Source organism: Pseudobdellovibrionaceae bacterium (assembly GCA_023898385.1).
Taxonomy (GTDB): Bacteria; Bdellovibrionota; Bdellovibrionia; order Bdellovibrionales; family UBA1609.
Map to the genome: position 1 here is coordinate 1,273,581 of CP060220.1, position 18,359 is coordinate 1,291,939.

The 18,359-nt window shown below is 45.2% G+C and carries 21 protein-coding genes and 1 other RNA gene; 11 read left to right on the plus strand and 11 right to left on the minus strand.

The window, feature by feature from the left end:
* Positions 1-5 precede the first annotated feature (5 nt).
* Together trxA and rnpB are read left to right on the plus strand one after the other, a co-directional pair.
* Positions 6-809: a thioredoxin gene (gene trxA / locus H6626_05600; GenBank protein USN48569.1), complete on the plus strand. Its 804-nt coding sequence runs from the start codon at positions 6-8 to the stop codon at positions 807-809.
* Between the two features lie 21 nt (positions 810-830).
* An RNA gene (gene rnpB, locus H6626_05605) (RNase P RNA component class A) lies at positions 831-1,195 on the plus strand.
* A 183-nt stretch (positions 1,196-1,378) separates the two neighbouring features.
* Here the strand turns inward: rnpB and H6626_05610 are convergent.
* Both H6626_05610 and H6626_05615 read right to left on the minus strand, forming a co-directional pair.
* The gene (locus tag H6626_05610; GenBank protein USN48570.1) at positions 1,379-2,203 is read right to left on the minus strand and encodes a hypothetical protein; all 825 of its coding nucleotides are present in this window, start codon (positions 2,201-2,203) and stop codon (positions 1,379-1,381) included.
* 50 nt (positions 2,204-2,253) lie between these two features.
* Positions 2,254-3,345, minus strand: coding sequence for a hypothetical protein (locus H6626_05615; GenBank protein ID USN48571.1), 1,092 nt, complete (start codon positions 3,343-3,345; stop codon positions 2,254-2,256).
* A 297-nt stretch (positions 3,346-3,642) separates the two neighbouring features.
* Here H6626_05615 and H6626_05620 point away from each other — a divergent pair, with 297 nt between their 5' ends.
* Positions 3,643-3,993: a hypothetical protein gene (locus tag H6626_05620; GenBank protein USN48572.1), complete on the plus strand. Its 351-nt coding sequence runs from the start codon at positions 3,643-3,645 to the stop codon at positions 3,991-3,993.
* A gap of 233 nt (positions 3,994-4,226) precedes the next feature.
* A complete protein-coding gene (locus tag H6626_05625; protein USN48573.1) occupies positions 4,227-4,703 on the plus strand; it encodes a hypothetical protein in 477 nt (158 codons plus the stop codon).
* 97 nt (positions 4,704-4,800) lie between these two features.
* Here H6626_05625 and H6626_05630 read toward each other — a convergent pair whose 3' ends face one another.
* Positions 4,801-5,973, minus strand: a complete 1,173-nt coding sequence (locus H6626_05630; protein USN48574.1) for a hypothetical protein — start codon at positions 5,971-5,973, stop codon at positions 4,801-4,803.
* Positions 5,974-6,584: 611 nt separating this feature from the next.
* On the opposite strand from H6626_05630, the gene H6626_05635 reads away from it, so the two are divergent.
* Positions 6,585-6,938 (plus strand): type II toxin-antitoxin system RelE/ParE family toxin, encoded by a 354-nt coding sequence (locus H6626_05635; GenBank protein ID USN48575.1) that lies wholly within the window; start codon positions 6,585-6,587, stop codon positions 6,936-6,938.
* Positions 6,922-7,242, plus strand: coding sequence for a helix-turn-helix transcriptional regulator (locus H6626_05640; protein USN48576.1), 321 nt, complete (start codon positions 6,922-6,924; stop codon positions 7,240-7,242). The genes H6626_05635 and H6626_05640 overlap by 17 nt, the downstream gene beginning before the upstream one ends.
* Positions 7,243-7,557: 315 nt before the next feature.
* Here the strand turns inward: H6626_05640 and H6626_05645 are convergent, their stop codons facing one another.
* The 5 genes from H6626_05645 to H6626_05665 form a co-directional block, all read right to left on the minus strand.
* A complete protein-coding gene (locus H6626_05645) occupies positions 7,558-8,703 on the minus strand; it encodes a site-specific integrase (GenBank protein ID USN48577.1) in 1,146 nt (381 codons plus the stop codon).
* Positions 8,700-8,963, minus strand: coding sequence for a helix-turn-helix domain-containing protein (locus H6626_05650; protein USN48578.1), 264 nt, complete (start codon positions 8,961-8,963; stop codon positions 8,700-8,702). Before H6626_05650 ends, H6626_05645 begins: the two co-directional genes overlap by 4 nt.
* A complete protein-coding gene (locus H6626_05655) occupies positions 8,947-9,312 on the minus strand; it encodes a hypothetical protein (protein USN48579.1) in 366 nt (121 codons plus the stop codon). The genes H6626_05650 and H6626_05655 overlap by 17 nt, the downstream gene beginning before the upstream one ends.
* A 277-nt stretch (positions 9,313-9,589) precedes the next feature.
* Positions 9,590-9,829 (minus strand): hypothetical protein, encoded by a 240-nt coding sequence (locus H6626_05660; protein USN48580.1) that lies wholly within the window; start codon positions 9,827-9,829, stop codon positions 9,590-9,592.
* A gap of 101 nt (positions 9,830-9,930) precedes the next feature.
* Positions 9,931-10,872, minus strand: coding sequence for a hypothetical protein (locus tag H6626_05665; GenBank protein USN48581.1), 942 nt, complete (start codon positions 10,870-10,872; stop codon positions 9,931-9,933).
* 241 nt (positions 10,873-11,113) lie between these two features.
* Between H6626_05665 and H6626_05670 the strand changes: the two genes are divergently transcribed.
* Positions 11,114-11,446, plus strand: coding sequence for a hypothetical protein (locus H6626_05670; protein ID USN48582.1), 333 nt, complete (start codon positions 11,114-11,116; stop codon positions 11,444-11,446).
* A 61-nt stretch (positions 11,447-11,507) separates the two neighbouring features.
* Here the strand turns inward: H6626_05670 and H6626_05675 are convergent, their stop codons facing one another.
* The 3 genes from H6626_05675 to ltrA form a co-directional block, all read right to left on the minus strand.
* The gene (locus H6626_05675; protein ID USN48583.1) at positions 11,508-12,299 is read right to left on the minus strand and encodes a hypothetical protein; all 792 of its coding nucleotides are present in this window, start codon (positions 12,297-12,299) and stop codon (positions 11,508-11,510) included.
* Between the two features lie 7 nt (positions 12,300-12,306).
* Positions 12,307-13,245, minus strand: a complete 939-nt coding sequence (locus tag H6626_05680; protein USN48584.1) for a hypothetical protein — start codon at positions 13,243-13,245, stop codon at positions 12,307-12,309.
* A 366-nt stretch (positions 13,246-13,611) separates the two neighbouring features.
* Positions 13,612-14,961 (minus strand): group II intron reverse transcriptase/maturase, encoded by a 1,350-nt coding sequence (gene ltrA, locus H6626_05685; protein ID USN48585.1) that lies wholly within the window; start codon positions 14,959-14,961, stop codon positions 13,612-13,614.
* Positions 14,962-15,883: 922 nt separating this feature from the next.
* On the opposite strand from ltrA, the gene H6626_05690 reads away from it, so the two are divergent.
* The 4 genes from H6626_05690 (at position 15,884) to H6626_05705 (ending at position 18,353) form a co-directional block, all read left to right on the plus strand.
* A complete protein-coding gene (locus H6626_05690; protein ID USN48586.1) occupies positions 15,884-16,423 on the plus strand; it encodes a hypothetical protein in 540 nt (179 codons plus the stop codon).
* Positions 16,424-16,508: 85 nt separating this feature from the next.
* Positions 16,509-16,667 carry a helix-turn-helix domain-containing protein gene (locus tag H6626_05695; protein ID USN48587.1) on the plus strand — a complete coding sequence of 53 codons (159 nt, stop codon included), beginning with the start codon at positions 16,509-16,511 and terminating at the stop codon, positions 16,665-16,667.
* Between the two features lie 98 nt (positions 16,668-16,765).
* Positions 16,766-17,746, plus strand: a complete 981-nt coding sequence (locus H6626_05700) for a hypothetical protein (GenBank protein ID USN48588.1) — start codon at positions 16,766-16,768, stop codon at positions 17,744-17,746.
* Between the two features lie 10 nt (positions 17,747-17,756).
* Positions 17,757-18,353: a hypothetical protein gene (locus H6626_05705; GenBank protein ID USN48589.1), complete on the plus strand. Its 597-nt coding sequence runs from the start codon at positions 17,757-17,759 to the stop codon at positions 18,351-18,353.
* The last annotated feature ends 6 nt before the right edge of the window (positions 18,354-18,359 follow it).

An 18,359-nucleotide genomic window follows, 5' to 3' on the forward strand; every position in this document is an offset into this window, starting at 1 on the left:
TTCGTTTGAGCTTTAGTCACGATGTTACCAGCCAAAACTTTGACCAACTGGTTATTGAAAAATCTTTTGAAACACCTGTTTTAGTGGATTTTTGGGCCGAATGGTGTGCGCCCTGCAGGATGCTCAAACCCACTCTTGAAAAACTCGCCGAAGACTACCAAGGTGGGTTTATTCTGGCCAAGGTCAACACCGAGGACAATCCCAGCCTGGCTCAAAAATTTCAAATACGAGGCATTCCCGATGTGCGTCTTTTTAAAGATGGCAAAGTGGTTGATAGCTTCTCGGGTGTTCAAGGGGAGGCGGCCATTAGAGCTCTCCTCGATGCGTATGTGTCTTCACCCGTTGATGAATTTATAACCGCAGCTAAATCCAATAAGGATGTGTTGGCTGCCTTGCTAAAGGGTTATGCTGTACACAAAGAAAATAGTAAATTTTTGTTATCTTTGGCTCAGGAACAACTTCGCCAAAATCAACTGCATGAAGCTATTAACACTTCCCGCCTTATTCCGGCCCATGATGATCTCTACCAGGATGCCAAAGATGTGGAAGTGCTAGCTGACTTTTTGAGTTCCACTCAGAGTTTAGAGAAAGGCACTCAAGCCAGTGCCCATTTCAAAGAAGCGGCAGCGGCCTACGAACGCGGTCAAATTGACGCGGCCATGGACAGCATCTTGGACCATATGAAGCAAGAAGGTGGGCAAACGGCCCCACAGGCCCGCAATGCCATGCTGGCACTCCTTAGGCAGTGTTCAGATCCCGTTAAAACGCGAAAATACCGCCAACAATTTGCAGCTATTATTAATTCCTGATCTATGTTAAAGATTGCCCGTTAGCAATGGCAGGCAATCGCCTGATCTCTCGGGATCAGGAGGAAAGTCCGGACTCCGCATGGCAACACAGGGGGTAACGCCCCTCCACCGTAAGGTGAGGACCAGTGGAACAGAAAGAATGTCCAGAGCTATGATCCTTTAGCCGGGAACGGGAGGCTTTAGGGGAGCTGCTGGAGTGAAAACAGCTAAACTCTGTGTGGAGCAAGATCAAATAGGAAAGTGCTTGAGTGCGGCCAGCACAAGCTTTCGGGTAGATCGCTAAAGACATCAGGCAACTGAGGTCGTAGAGGAATGATTGCCCCAATCTCAAGATTCTCCAGGGCTTGAGATTGAGACAGAATCCGGCTTACAGCCACTGCTAATATACTGGTTTTGTGGGGGCTTGTTCAAAAGGCAGGCCCCCATCTTTTTTGTGAATGGTCACCTTCAGACTTATTTCGATTCATTAAAATAAAGATTTTATCGCTGTCTGTCTAAACGAACTCTCTGTGGAAAACCGGCTGACAAGCTTAAGCCCCAAATCCCCACGAAGGCATCAAGGCTATATACTATCGATCAACTGACTCTCTAAGTTGTCTAATTAGACTTCTTGACGAGGCAAAGTGAGTAGCCACAACGGCGTGCGGAATGAAACGCCCTTGCTGCCGCTCCATATGAACGGCCACCACCACATAGACTTGGCTCATATGACCATTGCCTGATGGGCCAAAATAAAAGTCTTTAGCCACTAACAACTGATAAATCTCTCTATTTCCATTTTTCTGCCGACTGATCACTCGAGCCACAGGAAGATGGCTTGAGAGAGTGTATTTTCTTTGCGTGGGCAAATAGCCTGTAAATAGCTCGAGCTCCTCGGCTAAAAGTCGGTTCATTTCAGCAACGGCATTGATCTGAGCCAACACTCGTGGGTTGTTAGAGGGTGTGGTGATGAGCTTTGGTTTTCCTTTCAAAATCGCAGCCCTTAAATTGATGAGTGGCAAATGGGGCGGCCATATTTTGGACTGATGGATGGTCCCTACGTGCCGGGCCTCGAGCTGGCCCTTTAAGGATCGCACTTCAATGATTTCTATGGTCTCAGGATCAATAAAAATAAAATTATGGTTTAGTGGTTTTTCTTGAAAAGACGATGTTGATTCGCTTCCTGCATAAAATACGCTCACCTGATCCGGCAGGGCGATCGGATGGTTTGAGTCTTCTAACAGGGCAAGCTGTTCATTATTTGCCTTTACTACCTGCGAGCAATCGACGAAGCGGCCAACGTAAAAGCTCTCAGCCTCCGCCCTAAACCGCGCCACTTCCGAAGCACTGATCAGATCGGCACGCCCAATGACAGAAAAAGAGAGGAAAACCCACAATAATGCGATGTATTTCATAAATATGTGAATATTTCTGCAAATTCTGTACAAGAAATTTTTTGGAATTTCTAGTACTGATAGCACTTATATTGGACGTGAACCTTTGTTCCTGCCGGAAGGGCCGGTTCGAAGAACAATTTTTGTCCCTCAAGGCGGTAGGTGATACTACTTCCCGGATTGGGGTCTATCAGCACGACGGGCTCAACCACGGGCGGGCAATCGAGCGGGACGGCATCAAGCGAGCGCTCAGTGACTTGTCCCATGACCGTCAGCTGGTTGGCGTAGCTGGCTGCACAGATATCGCCTGTGACCCCACCAGTGGACTGTGCTAACTCGGCGTGAAAGAACCCGTAGAATGCCGGATCCTGGCTGTCTTGAATATCATAGCAGGCCTTATCCCCAGGTCGAATCACTATAGAATGGTTGGTGTACAGTTTTTCTGGGAACTGCTGACTCACAACCTGCAACAGATGGCCTGGATAGTTCTCGTCCAAAAGGGTCTTACATTGACCCAACTGCCGATCTTGAGTGTAAAGAGATTTATCACACTCACCACCGCTTCGCTCGTCTTCATCGGTGACTATAATCGTAGTCAAAGCCGCGTCGTCTCGAAAGCAATCTGCATTGGTGGATTCCTTTACAGCAAGGCCGATGGCTCGAATGGGTTGCTCATCACCACTGGACTGAGTGTTTTGAATATTCTGTGCTGTAGCTCGAAAAATTTCAGACCGATTGGCGTCGGTCGACCTAAATACTTTGCTACCCAGCTGTTCCCAGGCCATGGCTCGGCCCTTTTGCCCATTCACATTGGAAGTGGTGTAACACATTTGCCAGTCAATTCCGGCTGAATCTAAAATATTAGTGAAATTATCAAAGCGATCGCCAAGCTCCTTATTTTCATCGGACATAGACCCTGAGTTATCGAAAACAATAAATATGTCGACCACATTTGAACTTAAATTAATCTCATAGCTAAGAGTCTTATCTATGATGATTCTATCGTTATTTACAGGAGGCAGCGGATCTCCCGATCTTCGCACGGGCGCACCCAAGGACGAAAACTCAACATCCGAACACGAGTTAAATACCATACCCAGCGCTAAGGCTGCGCTAGCAATACTCCATATAATCGATTTTTTTGCACTTGGTCTGATAGGCATAGTTTCCCCCATTGCTTACCCACATTGTTGTTATTTCAAATTCAAGGCCACCTCAGATGCATCCTGAGGGTTGCCAACCCCAGACTGTGATCAGAAGTTTCACACTTGTGCAAAGATTGAGGGAATTCTCTGAGGGTGCCAACTGGTGTTGGCAGTGATGTCACAGTTGGAACATAGATCCATCGAACGCAAGACTAGGCACATTCACTTAGAAATATGTTCATTAAAATTGGTCGTCCATGGACAACCCACATTGATAGGTATAGGGCTACGTCAATATATGCCCAGGAGGAAAAAATGATGCCACGACTCCTTTTATTATTTTTGCTAGCCTTCCCCACTTTCACCTATGCGGGCGATTCTGAACAGGCCTCGCTTGATGAACTTTATGAACGCAGCCATGTACTAGGTCAGTCGGCTCAACAGTCTCTGCATAAAGCCTATGATGAGTACAACGAGTTCTTGTCGGTGAATGCGAAAATTGCAGAAATAAAAGCCAAGCAGGCCAAAGAAGATCTTGATGAGGCCGCAACGAAACAACGTGAACAGTGGGATACTCAAATTAAAGAAACGCAACAACAAGTGGATGAAGGACTCGCCAAACTCAGCCGAGCCTGGGACGCATTCACAAAAGAATTAAACAAATAGACACACTGTATTTTATCTCATCCTGAGATGTTTTAATCACTAACCCTTCGCAAGCAAAAAATTGCCTTTTTTCTCAAATCTATGAGATAGAGCATCGCCATCTCATTTTGAGCAGCTCTACATAAACCAAAAATATTTTTTTAGAATTAGCGATCGAGCCTCAAGTCTTGGCTACCTTTGCCGATAGGTCTTTGAGCATAACTTTCACCTATTCCACCTTTAGGAGGTCTATAATGTACGTGATCGAAAAATTGTCTTTGCCCGCGATAATGATCGCAGCCCTAGTTTTTACAGGTTGCTTACCGAAAGAAGCTGAAGATGCCGCCAGTGGCGGTGGCGCAGCCATACCCACACTGTCCATTTCATGTGCTTCTCCCCCTTGCTCGGGTGGGCATGACGGAAGCCAGGCCTATTTTGGTTTAATTGATATGAGCTGCGCACAGTTTATGTCGGCACAAAATGGCCCTGTTATTGTGTCATCAGGAATTGCGGCCTGTGACAGCATGAACGGATGCTCAGCATCGTCTATGGCATGGGAGGTGGAGTCGACCCATGAGTCTGTTTCGTCTCTGCCAGCTGGAGTGGTTGGACAGGTCGGATTTATTGACTTTGATGATCAAGACGGCGACGGTCCTCAGCCGGGTGACTACCTCTGCTGCGATGATGCCGTGACTGGGCAGCTTTCAAACTGTGATCTGGTTGGACCGTAATTAAGATTTTAATTAGTTTTTACGTAATAAAAAAGCGCAGGCTTCATTGCTTGCGCTTTTTTTGAGTTGGTTGTCTAATAAGAGCAGGTTTGTGAATCTACTTTCCCTGACCTATGATTTCACCACATGAACCTTTAAGAATTCCCAACATGTGCGATACCGCCTGATGCTGGATGACCAACTTGGAGTCAACAGTATTTGCCAATTTTTCTGCAAGCTTGGTTTCAAGCCTGACCACTTCTTCGATCACCACTGGTAACACGGAAACACTGTTTTCTTCTGGGTACACACCAAAAGAGTGAGCCCCAGCGCGGCGACCTTCTCTGACTAAGAAATCGGGAATTGGCAGTTTTTCGTTGTTTTTTTGATAGCTCCTCATGGCCTCAACTTCCTTCAGGGGAACATAGGCAATGGGGCGCTTAACGATTCGTATCCTTTTTTGATCGTGCCACGGCATAGGAGACGCTGTTATTGCCACTTTTTCAGTATTGACCAAATAGGCTTTAGCTGTCGTCGAGGTGATTTCAAACTTAATGTATGCATCTTCATTGGGCTCGGCAATTTGGATCATTCCGCTATCGGGCTTATCCACGGCTATTCGCTTGGCTACGTCAAAACCCAACTCTGAAAGTCGAACAAGGAGTACTTTAACAACTTTTTTTGCCGCCACTAGTTTGGATGGCCGTGACTTTACTAACTCGAGTATGTCTGAATGATCTTTGTACACATCCTCGTGATTCATTTCACTGAGTGCTTCATCTAAGCTATCAAATTGGAGGTAGGCCGAAGAATAGTTTCCCACCACATAGAAGTCTTTTTTATCGCCAGTCACCTGAAGAATGAGTGGCTCTCCCGCTCGTTGCTTGACGAAATCTTCAAAGCTTCGCTGACGATCTGGAGTGTTCATTCCCCAATAGAGATTATCAATTCCACCACTTAACATAGCCTTTTTAATGAAATCGGGAACTTGACTGGCATCTTTCGGGAGCAAATAAAAAAGCCAAGGCTGTGGCTTTACCCAGTAGGCACCCATAGCTTCGGGATGTGCCGCAAGCGCCTGATACAGACCCTTTATAGTTACAAACTGGGCGGTCTGACCGTTTTGATGAATGTAAGCGTTTCCATCAGCCCCTTTTTCTACTTTGGGAGGATAGGCCGCTCGAGCCGATTGGGCCGAAGTTAAGGCCAGAGTTGAGCCCAACACTAAGGCTGAAGCCGCAACTCCAAAATATCGAGAACAACGGTCTCTGTTATTTGATCGTATATTCAAAATAGATCTCCTCAGATGCCCCACGGGGCGGCCATTAAACCCTGAAAACTAAAACTGGGTTTTTTCCTAACATAGCAGCAAAATAGGGTCCAATGAGACCAGGGACAATGAAAAGGAATTACTTGGGTTTATGGATTTAAATCAGACAACACGAACCTCCCCACGAAATCAGCGCCCCTATTTGTCATCCGTTCGTGTGAACCCTATTCACAACAGACAAACAAAGTGCAAAGCCAAAAGGTGACGGCCGGATTTGAACCTCTCGAGAACGCGTCAAAAAGCCAAAGGCTTTTTGACGTGGCCCGTGGTCGAGAGAACGAAGCGAGCCTTGCGAGCGCAGGGCTCGGAAACCAACAGGGTTCGGCTCCTGTCGAACCCTCCAAATAAAAATGGCCCCAATGGGGCCGCTTGAGTTTGTCCTAACCTCCCTGAAAAGCCGTAAACGGCATCGTGGGGCAACGAATATCCCTCAGCTCTACTTTCGCCTCAAGGCAAGCAAAGAGCCTAATCTGCCCACAATCAGAAGAGTTGTCTTTAATTGTTCAAGCCCTTAAGGACAGCCTCAAAATAACGCCTTGACAATCGTACCAATATAAGGGTACACTGATCTCGTGAAATTAGAGGCCCGATTTTTTCAGACATCATCAGGAGCCGAGCCCACTCGCACTTTCTTAAAGAAGTTAGCGAAGAAAGACCGTGCTCAAGTAGGAGCATTGATTCGCAAGCTTCAAGTAGAGCATTATTTGGAGGCCCCTCACGGAAAAAATCTTGGTGGTGGCCTTTGGGAAATTCGAGCTATAACAGAAGGCGGAAAAATCCGGGTCTTTTATTGTTTTGTTGGTAAGAAATATGTGGTGTTGCTTCACGCAATTTTAAAGAAGACTCCGAAGACACCCAAAAAAGACATGGATCTTGCTCGTAAACGAAAAAAAATAGTGGAGGATGACTATGGCAACAAAAAATAAAAAATCGCCTTTGGGTTCTTCATTCGATGAATGGTTAGATGACGAACTTAAAGACGAAGAATTTCAAGAGCACTTTGACAGTTATAAGGGGCAGCTTGATCTTGGCAATAAGCTTAAAAGCATTGCAGAAGAGCAAGGCTACTCTGTCCGAGGGCTTGCAAAAGCAATGGGCACAAGCCCCTCTCAAGTGCAAAGAATGTTTTCTATCACAGCAACGAAATGTACCCTTGAAACCTTAATGAAGTTTTCTGTGATTACAGGCGTTGACCTTCATCAAATTTTAAAGACTAAGAAAGCTTCTTAGAACCGTATAGATCAAAAAAAAAAGGGGGGGGTACCAACAGTTAAGTGAGAATAGCCTTTATTTGGAGGCGGCGGCCGGATTTGACCCTCTCGAGAACGCGGCAAAAAGCCAAAGGCTTTTTGACGTGGCTCGTGGTCGAGAGAACGAAGCGAGCCTTGCGAGCGCCGGGCTCGGAGACCAACAGGGTTCGACTCCTGTCGAACCCTCCAAATAAAAATGGCCCCAATGGGGCCCTTTTTTATTTGGAGGTGAGGTAGCAAGTCCAATTATTACCACTACTTGCCAGCCTCATCCACCACGAATCCGCCAGGCAGGTCATTTTTGACTCCTATTGAAGAGTTCAACGACCCGTCCCATAGTTTCCTTTCCACTGAGGAGCTTGAGGCCCTTGGTGGCTCCCTGAACCTCGATCCCAGCCAACCTGATATATCGCTGCATGGTCTTGAGATCCTTCCAACCACAGATTTTCATAACTACGGCTGGAGCTACTCCATCCCGAATGAGCTGGGTGGCAAAGCAGGCTCTCAGGGTGTGAAATTTCACTGAAGGGATACCAGCTCCTTCACAAAATTTGCGAAGAATCTGCGCTTGCCTGCCGTCTTTCCAAGACTGATACCTGGGGAGAACAAACTCCCCATGCCTCCGTTTGGTTTTCAGCTCCTTGAGCAAACCTAAAACTTGGCTGCCATCAATGGGAACAGTTCGCCAGTATCTCCCCTTGGTTGGGCCAAAGCCATCCTTGTTTGTCCAATTTCGATGGACATAAATGACGTTGTTGTCAAAATCCACTTGGTTCCATTGAAGAGCGTAGAGTTCGCCACTTCTCATCCCAGTGAACAAGGCAACAGCCCAAACGGGATACCAGCCATGATTGATTTTGAAGGCATACTCCAAGAGGGTTCTAATCTCGGTGAGGTTCAAAATCTCAGGGAGTTTTTCCTCTTCTTTTCGAGTGGACTTGTATCCATCGGTAGGAATGTAACTGATTCCTTTTACAGTTCCTGAAAGAATGGCCCACTTGAACACAGAATCAATAGCTGTTCGCAATCGCTTGCGGCGACTCACTGAAATTTCACGCTCCACTTCATCAAGAGCTGACCAGGCATCTGCCTTGTCAATTTCCTTCACTGGCTTTTCTGCCCAGTGACCAACAAAGCGAGTGAGCACGGACCTGTATTCCTCAATCGTACCCTCTGAAATAGACCTTGAGTGCAGCCTGTCCTCTCTCGCTGACAATTCCCAACGGCCAACAAGATCCTTCCACAGAACACCTCGATGTTCTAATCTCGATACTTCTTGCTGAGCCGTTCTCAAAAGCTGCTTGCTAATGCGTTTGGCATCTTGCTTAGTTTTTATTCCTGATCTTGACCGTTCAATACGAATCGTAGGATCGTATTGGCTGCGAACTGACTCACGCACTTGATATAATTTTTGACCTTGTTTTTCATATTCTCTAATCATCGAAAACCTCCATTTCGTGAGGCTTCAATCAGTCGGTCAAGATCGACACGTTTGAAAAGTAACTTACGTCCACTTCTGTATTGAGGTAGATCGCCACGGCGAGCTTTGGCCCGAACACTGGCAACCGTTGACCTCATATATACTGCGGCTTCAGTGGCAGTAAGATACTTTTGGTTACTGATTAAGTTGTCAAAGAGCACTGCTGATTTCAGCTCTCTTCTTTTACTACGAACTCTTTGTAAATCATTGTTTTTTTTCATTGGAACCTCTCTTTTCACTTTTTTTATTTTTTACTCCTGGGAATCCATAGGACAGTCCTCTTGAGCCACTGATGATCCGAGTCCTCTTGGGACGTTCTGGATCGAGAAATGCCAAGAGAAAGTTGCGGTCAAAAAAGTAGCCGAGCAGCCCTTCCAAATCCTGAGCCACCTCGAACCGTTCTGGGAACACCAAGGTTTCTTGAGGGCCAAGCTGCCGAGCCTTCTTTCTGAACAGCCCAAAGGCTTCCTCTTGAATCAGATAGTGGACGTGAGGGGTGGCACATCTTTCACCAATGCCTATGGTTCTGATGTACTTGCCGATCTTCCCAGACATCGCCTTACTAAGCACAGGGGAGTACCTCAGTAACTTTCCCCAAGGATTTTCACCATCCTGAAGCGGCCAACTCACAATGCAGTGGACATTGATTTCGTACTTTTCAGCAAAGCGAACCCCACTGTTGATGAAGTGGTTACGCCTGCGAAAACGACAGGACGGACAGGTCATGCGTTTACATGGCCAGTTGTCACTGCACCTCAATGGTCGGCGTAGAATTTGTCTGGAATTAAGCGTACTCCCCTCCCTAAAATGGGTAGGGGAGTTTTTCGTTGGGACTTGGGGAGCATTGTTAGGCACAGCTTCCCCCTTCCTCGGTGGTGTTTTCCGAATTAGGCCAGCCCTCACCAAGCCCCAGCGTCGTTGCAAATTGCTGAATCTCCTCTTCAGAAATTTGTGTGCGGCCTGCAACTATATTCACCAGGCGGTCATAACTCAGATTGTAGTGCTGTGATGCCTGCCACAGGCTTCCGAACTGAAATATGAGCTGCCTGCGTAGCTCTGGCAGTTTTGTGCTTCTTTGTTCTCTCATTGTACCTCCTTCAAAAGTAAATTTTCTGAAGAAGAGATACAGCCAACAGGTAGCGATTGTAATGTTCTCGAAATCGCTCTTTCTCGCCTTTTGGGAACAAATTAGCTTAGCAGAAGAAGTATTTGCTCAAGCCTTTTAAGTTGTACGAATCCATCCAGGCCGAAGCCATGCAAAGGGTCACTGTGTTTCTTATAATTTTGGATTTTACGATTCCAGTCCAGATTTACACCAAGGCGACCCAATAATTTTTCACAAAACTCTTTGGCTTGACCTGCACTATCAAAGCATTTTTTTTCATAGAGTGCCTTCAACAGAAATAGGGATGGAATCATTTTCAGTTTTTTGATGTTTCCTTTTTTGCCATACTCCAAAGCTAACCCACCTTCTTCATAGAGGCTTAACAAGATTGATGATAAATAATCAGCAACGTCGTTAACTTGCTTCCCGAGGTGCGAAGATTTATTGAAGTGAGCGTCTAACTCCGTCCGATCTCCCTGAAGAGTAAAAACAAGGATGTCCTGCTCTAAATCAACCACCTTTGTAAACTGTCTAATTCTATCAAGGGCTGGTCTGAACTCGACGAGTCTCATACCTTTGTCTTTACCAACCTTAACACCCATTTCCTTTAGCTTCGCTCCAATGGCGGAGACTGCTTGATTCAGATCAAAATCGACAGCCATGTGTGCAATCAGATAGTACTGGATTAGAGCAAAACGGCTTGAGTCTATAGGCCAAATTTGTCTTAGATCAAATGTTGAAAGTTTACCCTCTAATTCTTTCAAATCGACGACTGAATCTTCCATACTTAGTCTTGGGTGCATTGCAAGTAACTCCTCAGCAGCTTCTGATAGCTTGGACTTTGTAACAGCAACATCCAGATTCAATGGTTGCCCCATTGAGGTGTGCATTAGCCTTTCTGAAACAGCTTTTAGGAGGTCAGCCACATCACTTACAGTTGGTGCTGCCTTCTTTATGACTCCAAAGAGAGCCTTAGAAAGATCAGTCTCAATATGGTCCAAATATGGAATGTCTGGTTTTCTCATGGTCTTTTATCGGTAAAACGGCCTGAAGATAAAATGTCGATCTCTGCGTAAAAAATTGGTACGTTGAGGTATGGCGAGACCGACAAAATATCAGCCTATTTACTGCGAAAAAGTTGTAAAGCACTGTGCTAAGGGTCACAGCTTCGAGACCTTCGCTACCTCAATAGGAGTTTCGAGCCGTACAGTAAGGAACTGGGCAACAAACTTTCCAGAGTTTTCTGAAGCCTGCGAAAATGCCAAAGTGGCAGCCTTATATTTTTTTGAAAAACAACTCCTTTCTGGTATCAGTGGTCGGTCCAAGAAAAATGCGGCATTGCTGATCTTTACTTTGAAAACCAGATTCCACGAAGTCTATGGGCAACCCAAATTAGAGATTGAGGCACAGGTAGGTATTGACCCTCCAGGTACGTTCGAGTTCAAGGGCAGAAAAGTAACTGGGGCTGAGCTTGGCGTTGAAGAGCTTGAAGAAGCCACTCAAGACCTCAAGGATCAAATCAAGGAAAAGGAAGCAAAAATCTATGCCCTTGAAAATGACCCCGATCCACTTACTGAATGTGAGTCCTCTTTTTTATAAGCGGAAAAAACTCCAGGGAAGAGGTTTTTGGGGGAAATGATAAATTAGAAATAGGCGATGCCTATTTCTTAAAAGCCATCATAGGACTGTCAAGCAGGCTAAATGATAGAGGGCTTGACTCTTTCCCTGGAAAAATCAGACTCTTTGCGTCCTCGCCCAACCTATAAACCAGGTGTACGGGTTCTTTTTTGTTTTTCCACACCCCAGCGAAGGACTCGCAATTTGCCTTAGCCTTTTCAAGGTTACTGTAAAAGTCATAGGGCAATTTTTTATCTTTTGGGAGCTCAGTGTTTTCAACCTCACTGCTCAGATAAACAAGTTCCGATTTCAAATTCGCCAGCCTCAGGTATCTATTCGAAGAATCGCCAAGCAATGTGTTGCGTTCTACCAAAATTGTATCTTGAACAGTTGCAGTAACCTTCAACGTACATTCACCTCTACCTACAGAAAACTGTGTACACTCTTTCTTACCGTCGTCATGCTCGTAGCAATCACAGTGTTCGGCATTTGCTGGGCAGCTTTGGACCTCTTCAGAAACGTAGTACTCAAAAAACTCTTTACTAAATTCAAAAGTCAGGCTTTTGGACTCTTGCTCCAGGGACATATATGATTTGCCACACCTTTGCCCAAACACCAGACGAGTGATTTTGTCAGAGGGTTTCCCTGTGAAATAATCATGACAATAGCCTTCCCACTCACCAGTTAGTTTAGGGGTTTCTTCAGCAGTTGTGACAGTTGTCTTTTCTTTTGGGCTAAAATCAGGGGCAATAGGCTTGTCAAAAGTAGGTCCACACGCCATCAAAAGAGAGCAAGTCAAAATCCCCAAGAAAATTTGATTTCGGTTTACACTCATTTAAGACTCACCATTCACTATGACGAAGCAAGCAGGATGCCTCTATTGCAACCTTTTTCTTTCCATCATCACTTGTACAATTTGTCGAAATCTGTAGAGCAGCACCCTTACGATCAATCGTATGGATACAGTTAGTCACATCCTCCGCAAATGTGCCACCCTCAGATTTGACTCCAACTCTTGCCTTGGAATTAGAATTTACCGATTTTTGGGGTCCATTCAGGTCAAGGTTGACGCCGCTAAACGTGATAGACACATAGTCACGGCTCGAATCACTCCCCACAGAATCTCCATCAACCTCAAGGATCATATAGTAAAACTGAAGTTTATCTTCGTTGTTTAGCGAACAATTGATCGAATCATGCAACCCTTCCTGCTCATAGTTTGTTCGACCAGCAACTGTTTTGTCGATTTCAAGATTAGCAAGCCCTTCACGTTCAACACTGGCCTTAATACTCTGCTTGAAGGTCAGTGATTGGGCTGTTTTGGTTGCCAACTTGCTCTCGTTGATACGCTTAAACACATGCTTAACCCCTTGGGGGCTATTCCCCTCAGAAAGAAATTCAAGGGTCAGAGAATTGCTTGAGTAGCTATGAACAACAAAGTCGGTCATTGAGAAATTTTCTTCGTCTATCGTGATAACCTTATTGCCTTCAACTTTGTATGGTAGCTGTGGCTCTGAGAAATGAACAAAATCAGTGCTGATAAGAGTAAGTGTTTTTTCGTCGATTTGGAGCTGAGTCCACTCTGAAACATTTCTATCAGCATAAGGATTGTTGGGGTCGGGGCGATTTGGCTTCATGGATTGACCATTGAAAAACATGGAGTCAATTTCCCAAGCACCAATAATTGCCTTGAAAATCCCAGCCTTACTGTTTCCCGATCCACCTTTTCCGCCGCAACCCACGGCAAGAATCGCTGTGAGGGCTATAAGTATTTTTTTCATGCTTGCCTCCAATTTTGGCATAGGACTCACCCTGTACTGCTAATACAGTCCACTTTGATGAATACTCTTAATTCTAAGTGCTTAAATAGCAAAGGGTGTGCCTGATGACCAGGGCAAAACCTTTCCGCCAACTCTCCACCAGAAATCCGCCATTTTGATTTATGGTGAGTGATGTTCAGTAATGTAAAGTACGTGTCGATCCGACTAACTGATTGAAACCATTTGTTTATAATTTTAGTGATTTACCATTTTTTGAGCCTCGGCCAGGCTGTAAATTACCGAGTAGCCGAGGCAGCTGGCATTACCACCAGCCCCTCAGCCCTCACCGAACCGTACGTACGCGTTCACGTATACGGCTCTCCCAGATTAAAGCAAGCTACCTTGCTTGTGGTCGAGATGATTGGGTATCACACCTATAGGCTTTATAGGTCTCCATATGGTCTTGGCTACCTTCGTCAGTTTGCGCCACGGCACCGGGCGACCGCCTCTCCGGTACTTCCGCTTGAGGTACTGGTAGATTTGGCGGCGTACGGAATGGAGTTCTCGGTAAATGATGCTGTTGCCGTTCGAATACCGAAAGTAATTGCACCAGCCTCGCCATACCGATTGCACCACATCCCGCGCCTCATTCATTGTAAGATGAACGTGGAGCTTCTCCTTGAGACTGGCCTTCAAACTGCGACGGGCCTTTTCTGATGGTTGCCTAGCAATCCAAAATCGCTCAGGGTTATCAGTGAAGGCCCGAAGGTGAATCTTAAACCCCAGAAAATCAAACTTCGATTGATGGCTACGCCGTTCATTGGTCATATCCACCTCTCGAGTCTTACTCTCTTTGAGACTAAGTTCTCCCTCGCGCATCCATATGTATAAAAATCTTCGAGCCGTCTTGAGTTCAGCCTGCGTTTTTGCTGTAATCACAAAATCATCAGCATAACGGAATAGCTTCACCCTAGAGCTTTGCCCATAGACTTCCATAAATCTTTCATCAAGCACATGGTGGAGGTAAACGTTGGCTAGCAATGGCGACAGCGGCCCCCCTTGCGGGGTCCCTTTACCACTGGGCTGCCAAGGCTTACCGGGCTCCTGAAAACCTGACTTAAGCATCTGGCTGATCAACCGGAGAATTCGGGGATCACAGATCTCTCTTGTCAGCATTTTTAAGAGTTTATTGTGACTGACTTGATCGAAGAACTTCTCGATGTCAGCCTCCAAGATGTGTCGATGGCGGTAGACTTGTTGAGCCACTTTGGCTACACAATCTACCGCTTTCCTATGCGGCCGAAACCCATAGGAACAATCATGAAACCTTTGCTCGTAAACCACCTCCAATAGCAGTACGAGCACCCGTTGGACCACGCGGTCCTCCAGGTTAGGAATACCCAAAGGCCTTTGCTCCCCATTGCTTTTGGGGATGTAAGTGCGTTTGACCGGACCCGGTTGATAAGTCCTCACTCTGAGTCGCTCACTCAGATCTTTCACGAAATCCCATTCCTTGCCCTTAACCGACACTACGGTAACTTGGTCAAGACCCGCGCTACCGCGGTTCTTAATCACCAACTCTAGCGCATCAGCCAGGAGGTATGGGTCTGTAAGATAGCGATATAGATCCCACTGCTTACGACCTTTCTTTGCATGCTCGGCCACCCGGATCCGAATGTGTCTTGTTTGTGGGCTAAGGGACATGTACTTCCTAGCCCCGGTTGGATGTTGGTTCATCTCAAGATCCTCATTACATACACAATTGCAAATCCAAGTTCCTTCTGGACCTGACAACCCCTTCCTCTGACTTCGTCCGTTGAGTCTCGACAGGTTTCCTTGTCTTCGTGAGTACTATGGGTGTCTCTGACTTCTTTTACGACACCTGATTGGAGCTTATTGACTTCACTCCTTTGGTTGTGAAGGCTTCAACCTCCTCCACTGTCTTAAAAGATCTCTCCGGTTAACTTCTATGACTCTCATTCACCCGCCCCCAGCCAGTGACAAGGATGCTGCCGTGAGGGCAAACCCAGAGTTCTCCCGCACAGTCTTGCCTTCTACGTCGCCAACCGCTTGGGCCTAGCATCGTCTTCCCAGCGAGATGAGAGCTTCGAAGGAGCGAGGCTCATCGAAGCCGCCTTATTAGCTGTTCACTTGTGTTGAGGCTGATGAATGTTACTTGCGCACAGTACCTCGTGCCGCTTTTCGCCTGCTACTTAACTCCCGTGGGTCACCCCAACCGAAAGCCGCAGGAGGTTTTAGTCGGCGGGTCTGGGCCCTTCCGACACCACTTGCCACAGCGAACGATCTTCGACAAATCGGCTGCGCCGATGTTCGACTCCCGAAGGGGCTTACATCTCGGAACGACTGTGAGTGGTAAAGTCATAGAGTCATCTTCGGACGAAATGGAGGTGGCGGCCGGATTTGAACCGGCGTACACGGATTTGCAGTCCACTGCCTAGCCACTCACAGGGCTTAAATTGAAAAAATCAAAGATTTAAAGGATTGCTAATTTAAGATTTCAACAACATTATATTGTTGTAATATTTACCTTATTTTAGCAATTTTGAGCAAAATAATCCACTTTTAGCTGTTAAATTATCAAATAAATGCTAATGTTATTTTAAATTGTTCCGATAGGTTGTTCTAAAAGGAGATTTGCGTGAAGAACCTCAGCGAAGTCGAAAAGAGCCTCCACGAAATTGTGGCCAACACCCACCCTGATCTAAGGGAGAGTCTGGAGTTCATTCTGAGACACCTTATGGACCGTAAGCGACATAGAGAGACCACCAATGTTCCACAGCTCTATTTCAAGCTAAAAGCTCAAGACGAGCCGAATTTGCCCCCTCTATGGCACTTCAAAGAAGTCTTTAGTCTCTTGGCAGAGGTTGGCGTGGGAAAACTGGATGAAACCACTCGTGATATGCGTTTTATGTTTCTCTATGAAGTTCAGTCCGTCGGGGCCTGTGGCCTGGGAAAAGGACACCTAAAACTAACGCCGAACCAAGCCTCTGATGAAAATACTCAGCCCGAAGAGGAGTTGAGCCCCATGGCTTTGGTCCACAGAACTCTTTCTGTTGAAGTCCCTTTAAAAAACGATCGAAAAGCAAAGCTTACCCTTCCATTGGATCTAACCAATAGTGAATGGAAGAAGATCTATCAAATTGCGAGCAAAGCAAGGGAGAGCCGGATTAAGAATTGACAGCTGTACCACTTTAAAGACTCCAAAAATGAATCAAACCTTTGCACGTTAAAAAAAGAAAATTGCATAGATACAAGGCTATTCTGTGAGAGCTTTAGCTGAAGCAGTGGGGACCAGTCTTTCTCAGGTACAAAGAATGTTTTCAAGCACAGCAACCAAATGCACGCTAGAAACACTTATGAAGTTTTCGGTGATTACTGGAGTGGATCTCCATAGAATTCTTAAAATAAACAAGGCATCTTAAGCCTCAACTCTTTTTATCTCCGCACTCCTCGAATTTATTTCACAGGGGAACTCTTCTGAGCCCTGACGAAACAAAGTTCAAGGGCCTTGGAGGTAAAAATGAAACACTTAATTCTTCTCTTAACACTTACCATTCTGACAGGTTGTGGATCCAAGGAAAATTCACCACCATCAGCTCCACCTGTTGGCATCGAACCTTGTGTTGATTGCATTCCTGAAGATGACCCATTGGGGCGAATAACTAAGACTGATTACACTCTTAATGACCTCTGGCAAGAGGGATTTCCGAAAGACAATCTTGATGCTGAACATCACACATACTTAAAAGGTAATGGTTTTGAGATTGCTCCTATTAAAAACGACCTGTATGGCAGAGCTTTTTACTTAGAAAAAGTTCATTGTGGTGGAATTACTGACCAAAGAACCTATGTTGGCTTCACTGATGAATACACCAAAAACTCACAAATTCTTATTAGAATTACGGGAAATAGGATTGAGCAATTCTCCTACCGGACAACTATTAATTCCAATCCATCAGCCTATGCGCAAGTTGAGAAAATTTCCGAAGAGACTTGGGATTGCGTAGAGGGAGTTTTACATCGACCTGGGGATGTCAATTATGGAACTCCGGACAGCGACAACTATTTGGCTTTGGGATCTATTGCTGTTGGTAAAATAGGAACCTGGTTTGTATTGGCATTTCAAGATAACTCAATCAATCCGACACTTCCTGGCACCACAGAATACTATCAGGTTCTTTATAAAAGTGGTTTTCTACAACCGACAAATAACCAAGAGATTACAATTGGCAAAAATAACCCAGCAAAGCTTATCTACTACGACAACGGATTTATACAGTGTGAATACACAGCGAACTCAAACATTTTTAGCCAAATCATCTCAGGTAATATAAATACAAGAATTTTTACTGCGCACAGCGGGATCCAACAAGAGAAAGCTCACTTTATTCAAATCAAGAATCTTTCCGACAAAAATAATCAACCAAAAGAATGCATTTACGGGAATTTTTCAGAAGATTTAAACACAAAATTTATTGATCTCGTCATGGCTTGCAAATAAGGAGTGTGCAATGTTTTTAGCTAAGCTTATTTATTTTTTATTACTTTTAAGTGAAATAATTCTAACTGCAATAAAAATTCTCACCTTGATAGCCTTCACATTATTCCTAACATCTGTTCCCACTATTGGAGTCGGTCTATTTCTTGACCGAATTCCTTGGCCAGTAGACTTTCCTTTGCTTCTCATAATTGGGGCAGTAGCAACGGCCATGGCACTTTTTAAATTTACAATTGGTCAAGTGCGCAAGACAAAGAACCTTCTAATTGCCATCATATATAATAGAGAAGACTGTTTGATGAAAATTCAAAATCTATTTGAGCGAGATCAAAAACTTAGGGCTTCAATTGAATGCCTAGAAAATGAATTCCAAGCCAAAAAGGTCAAACTCGATGAACAATTGAAAAAGCAAGAGCTGGCCATAAAAGAAGCCAATATTAAAATGGCTCAAAATATAGAGAAGCATAATAACCATATCATAAAGCTAAAAAACAACGTCGATCAGGAACTCCATGCTTATGCACTTAAAAAAGCCATAGAGCGTTTTGCCGGAGATAAGGCAATTGAAAAAGCGGCTCTGAAGAAAACTGGAAACGACTGGGATCATTAGTGGGCA

What these genes read in the sequence shown, in the direction of transcription:
- H6626_05610 (USN48570.1), bottom strand. Translation starts at nt 2,203, where the DNA reads ATGAAATACATCGCATTATTGTGGGTTTTCCTCTCTTTTTCTGTCATT.
- H6626_05615 (USN48571.1), bottom strand. Translation starts at nt 3,345, where the DNA reads ATGCCTATCAGACCAAGTGCAAAAAAATCGATTATATGGAGTATTGCT.
- H6626_05620 (USN48572.1), top strand. Translation starts at nt 3,643, where the DNA reads ATGATGCCACGACTCCTTTTATTATTTTTGCTAGCCTTCCCCACTTTC.
- H6626_05625 (USN48573.1), top strand. Translation starts at nt 4,227, where the DNA reads ATGTACGTGATCGAAAAATTGTCTTTGCCCGCGATAATGATCGCAGCC.
- H6626_05640 (USN48576.1), top strand. Translation starts at nt 6,922, where the DNA reads ATGGCAACAAAAAATAAAAAATCGCCTTTGGGTTCTTCATTCGATGAA.
- H6626_05645 (USN48577.1), bottom strand. Translation starts at nt 8,703, where the DNA reads ATGATTAGAGAATATGAAAAACAAGGTCAAAAATTATATCAAGTGCGT.
- H6626_05650 (USN48578.1), bottom strand. Translation starts at nt 8,963, where the DNA reads ATGAAAAAAAACAATGATTTACAAAGAGTTCGTAGTAAAAGAAGAGAG.
- H6626_05660 (USN48580.1), bottom strand. Translation starts at nt 9,829, where the DNA reads ATGAGAGAACAAAGAAGCACAAAACTGCCAGAGCTACGCAGGCAGCTC.
- H6626_05665 (USN48581.1), bottom strand. Translation starts at nt 10,872, where the DNA reads ATGAGAAAACCAGACATTCCATATTTGGACCATATTGAGACTGATCTT.
- H6626_05675 (USN48583.1), bottom strand. Translation starts at nt 12,299, where the DNA reads ATGAGTGTAAACCGAAATCAAATTTTCTTGGGGATTTTGACTTGCTCT.
- H6626_05680 (USN48584.1), bottom strand. Translation starts at nt 13,245, where the DNA reads ATGAAAAAAATACTTATAGCCCTCACAGCGATTCTTGCCGTGGGTTGC.
- ltrA (USN48585.1), bottom strand. Translation starts at nt 14,961, where the DNA reads ATGAACCAACATCCAACCGGGGCTAGGAAGTACATGTCCCTTAGCCCA.
- H6626_05700 (USN48588.1), top strand. Translation starts at nt 16,766, where the DNA reads ATGAAACACTTAATTCTTCTCTTAACACTTACCATTCTGACAGGTTGT.
- H6626_05705 (USN48589.1), top strand. Translation starts at nt 17,757, where the DNA reads ATGTTTTTAGCTAAGCTTATTTATTTTTTATTACTTTTAAGTGAAATA.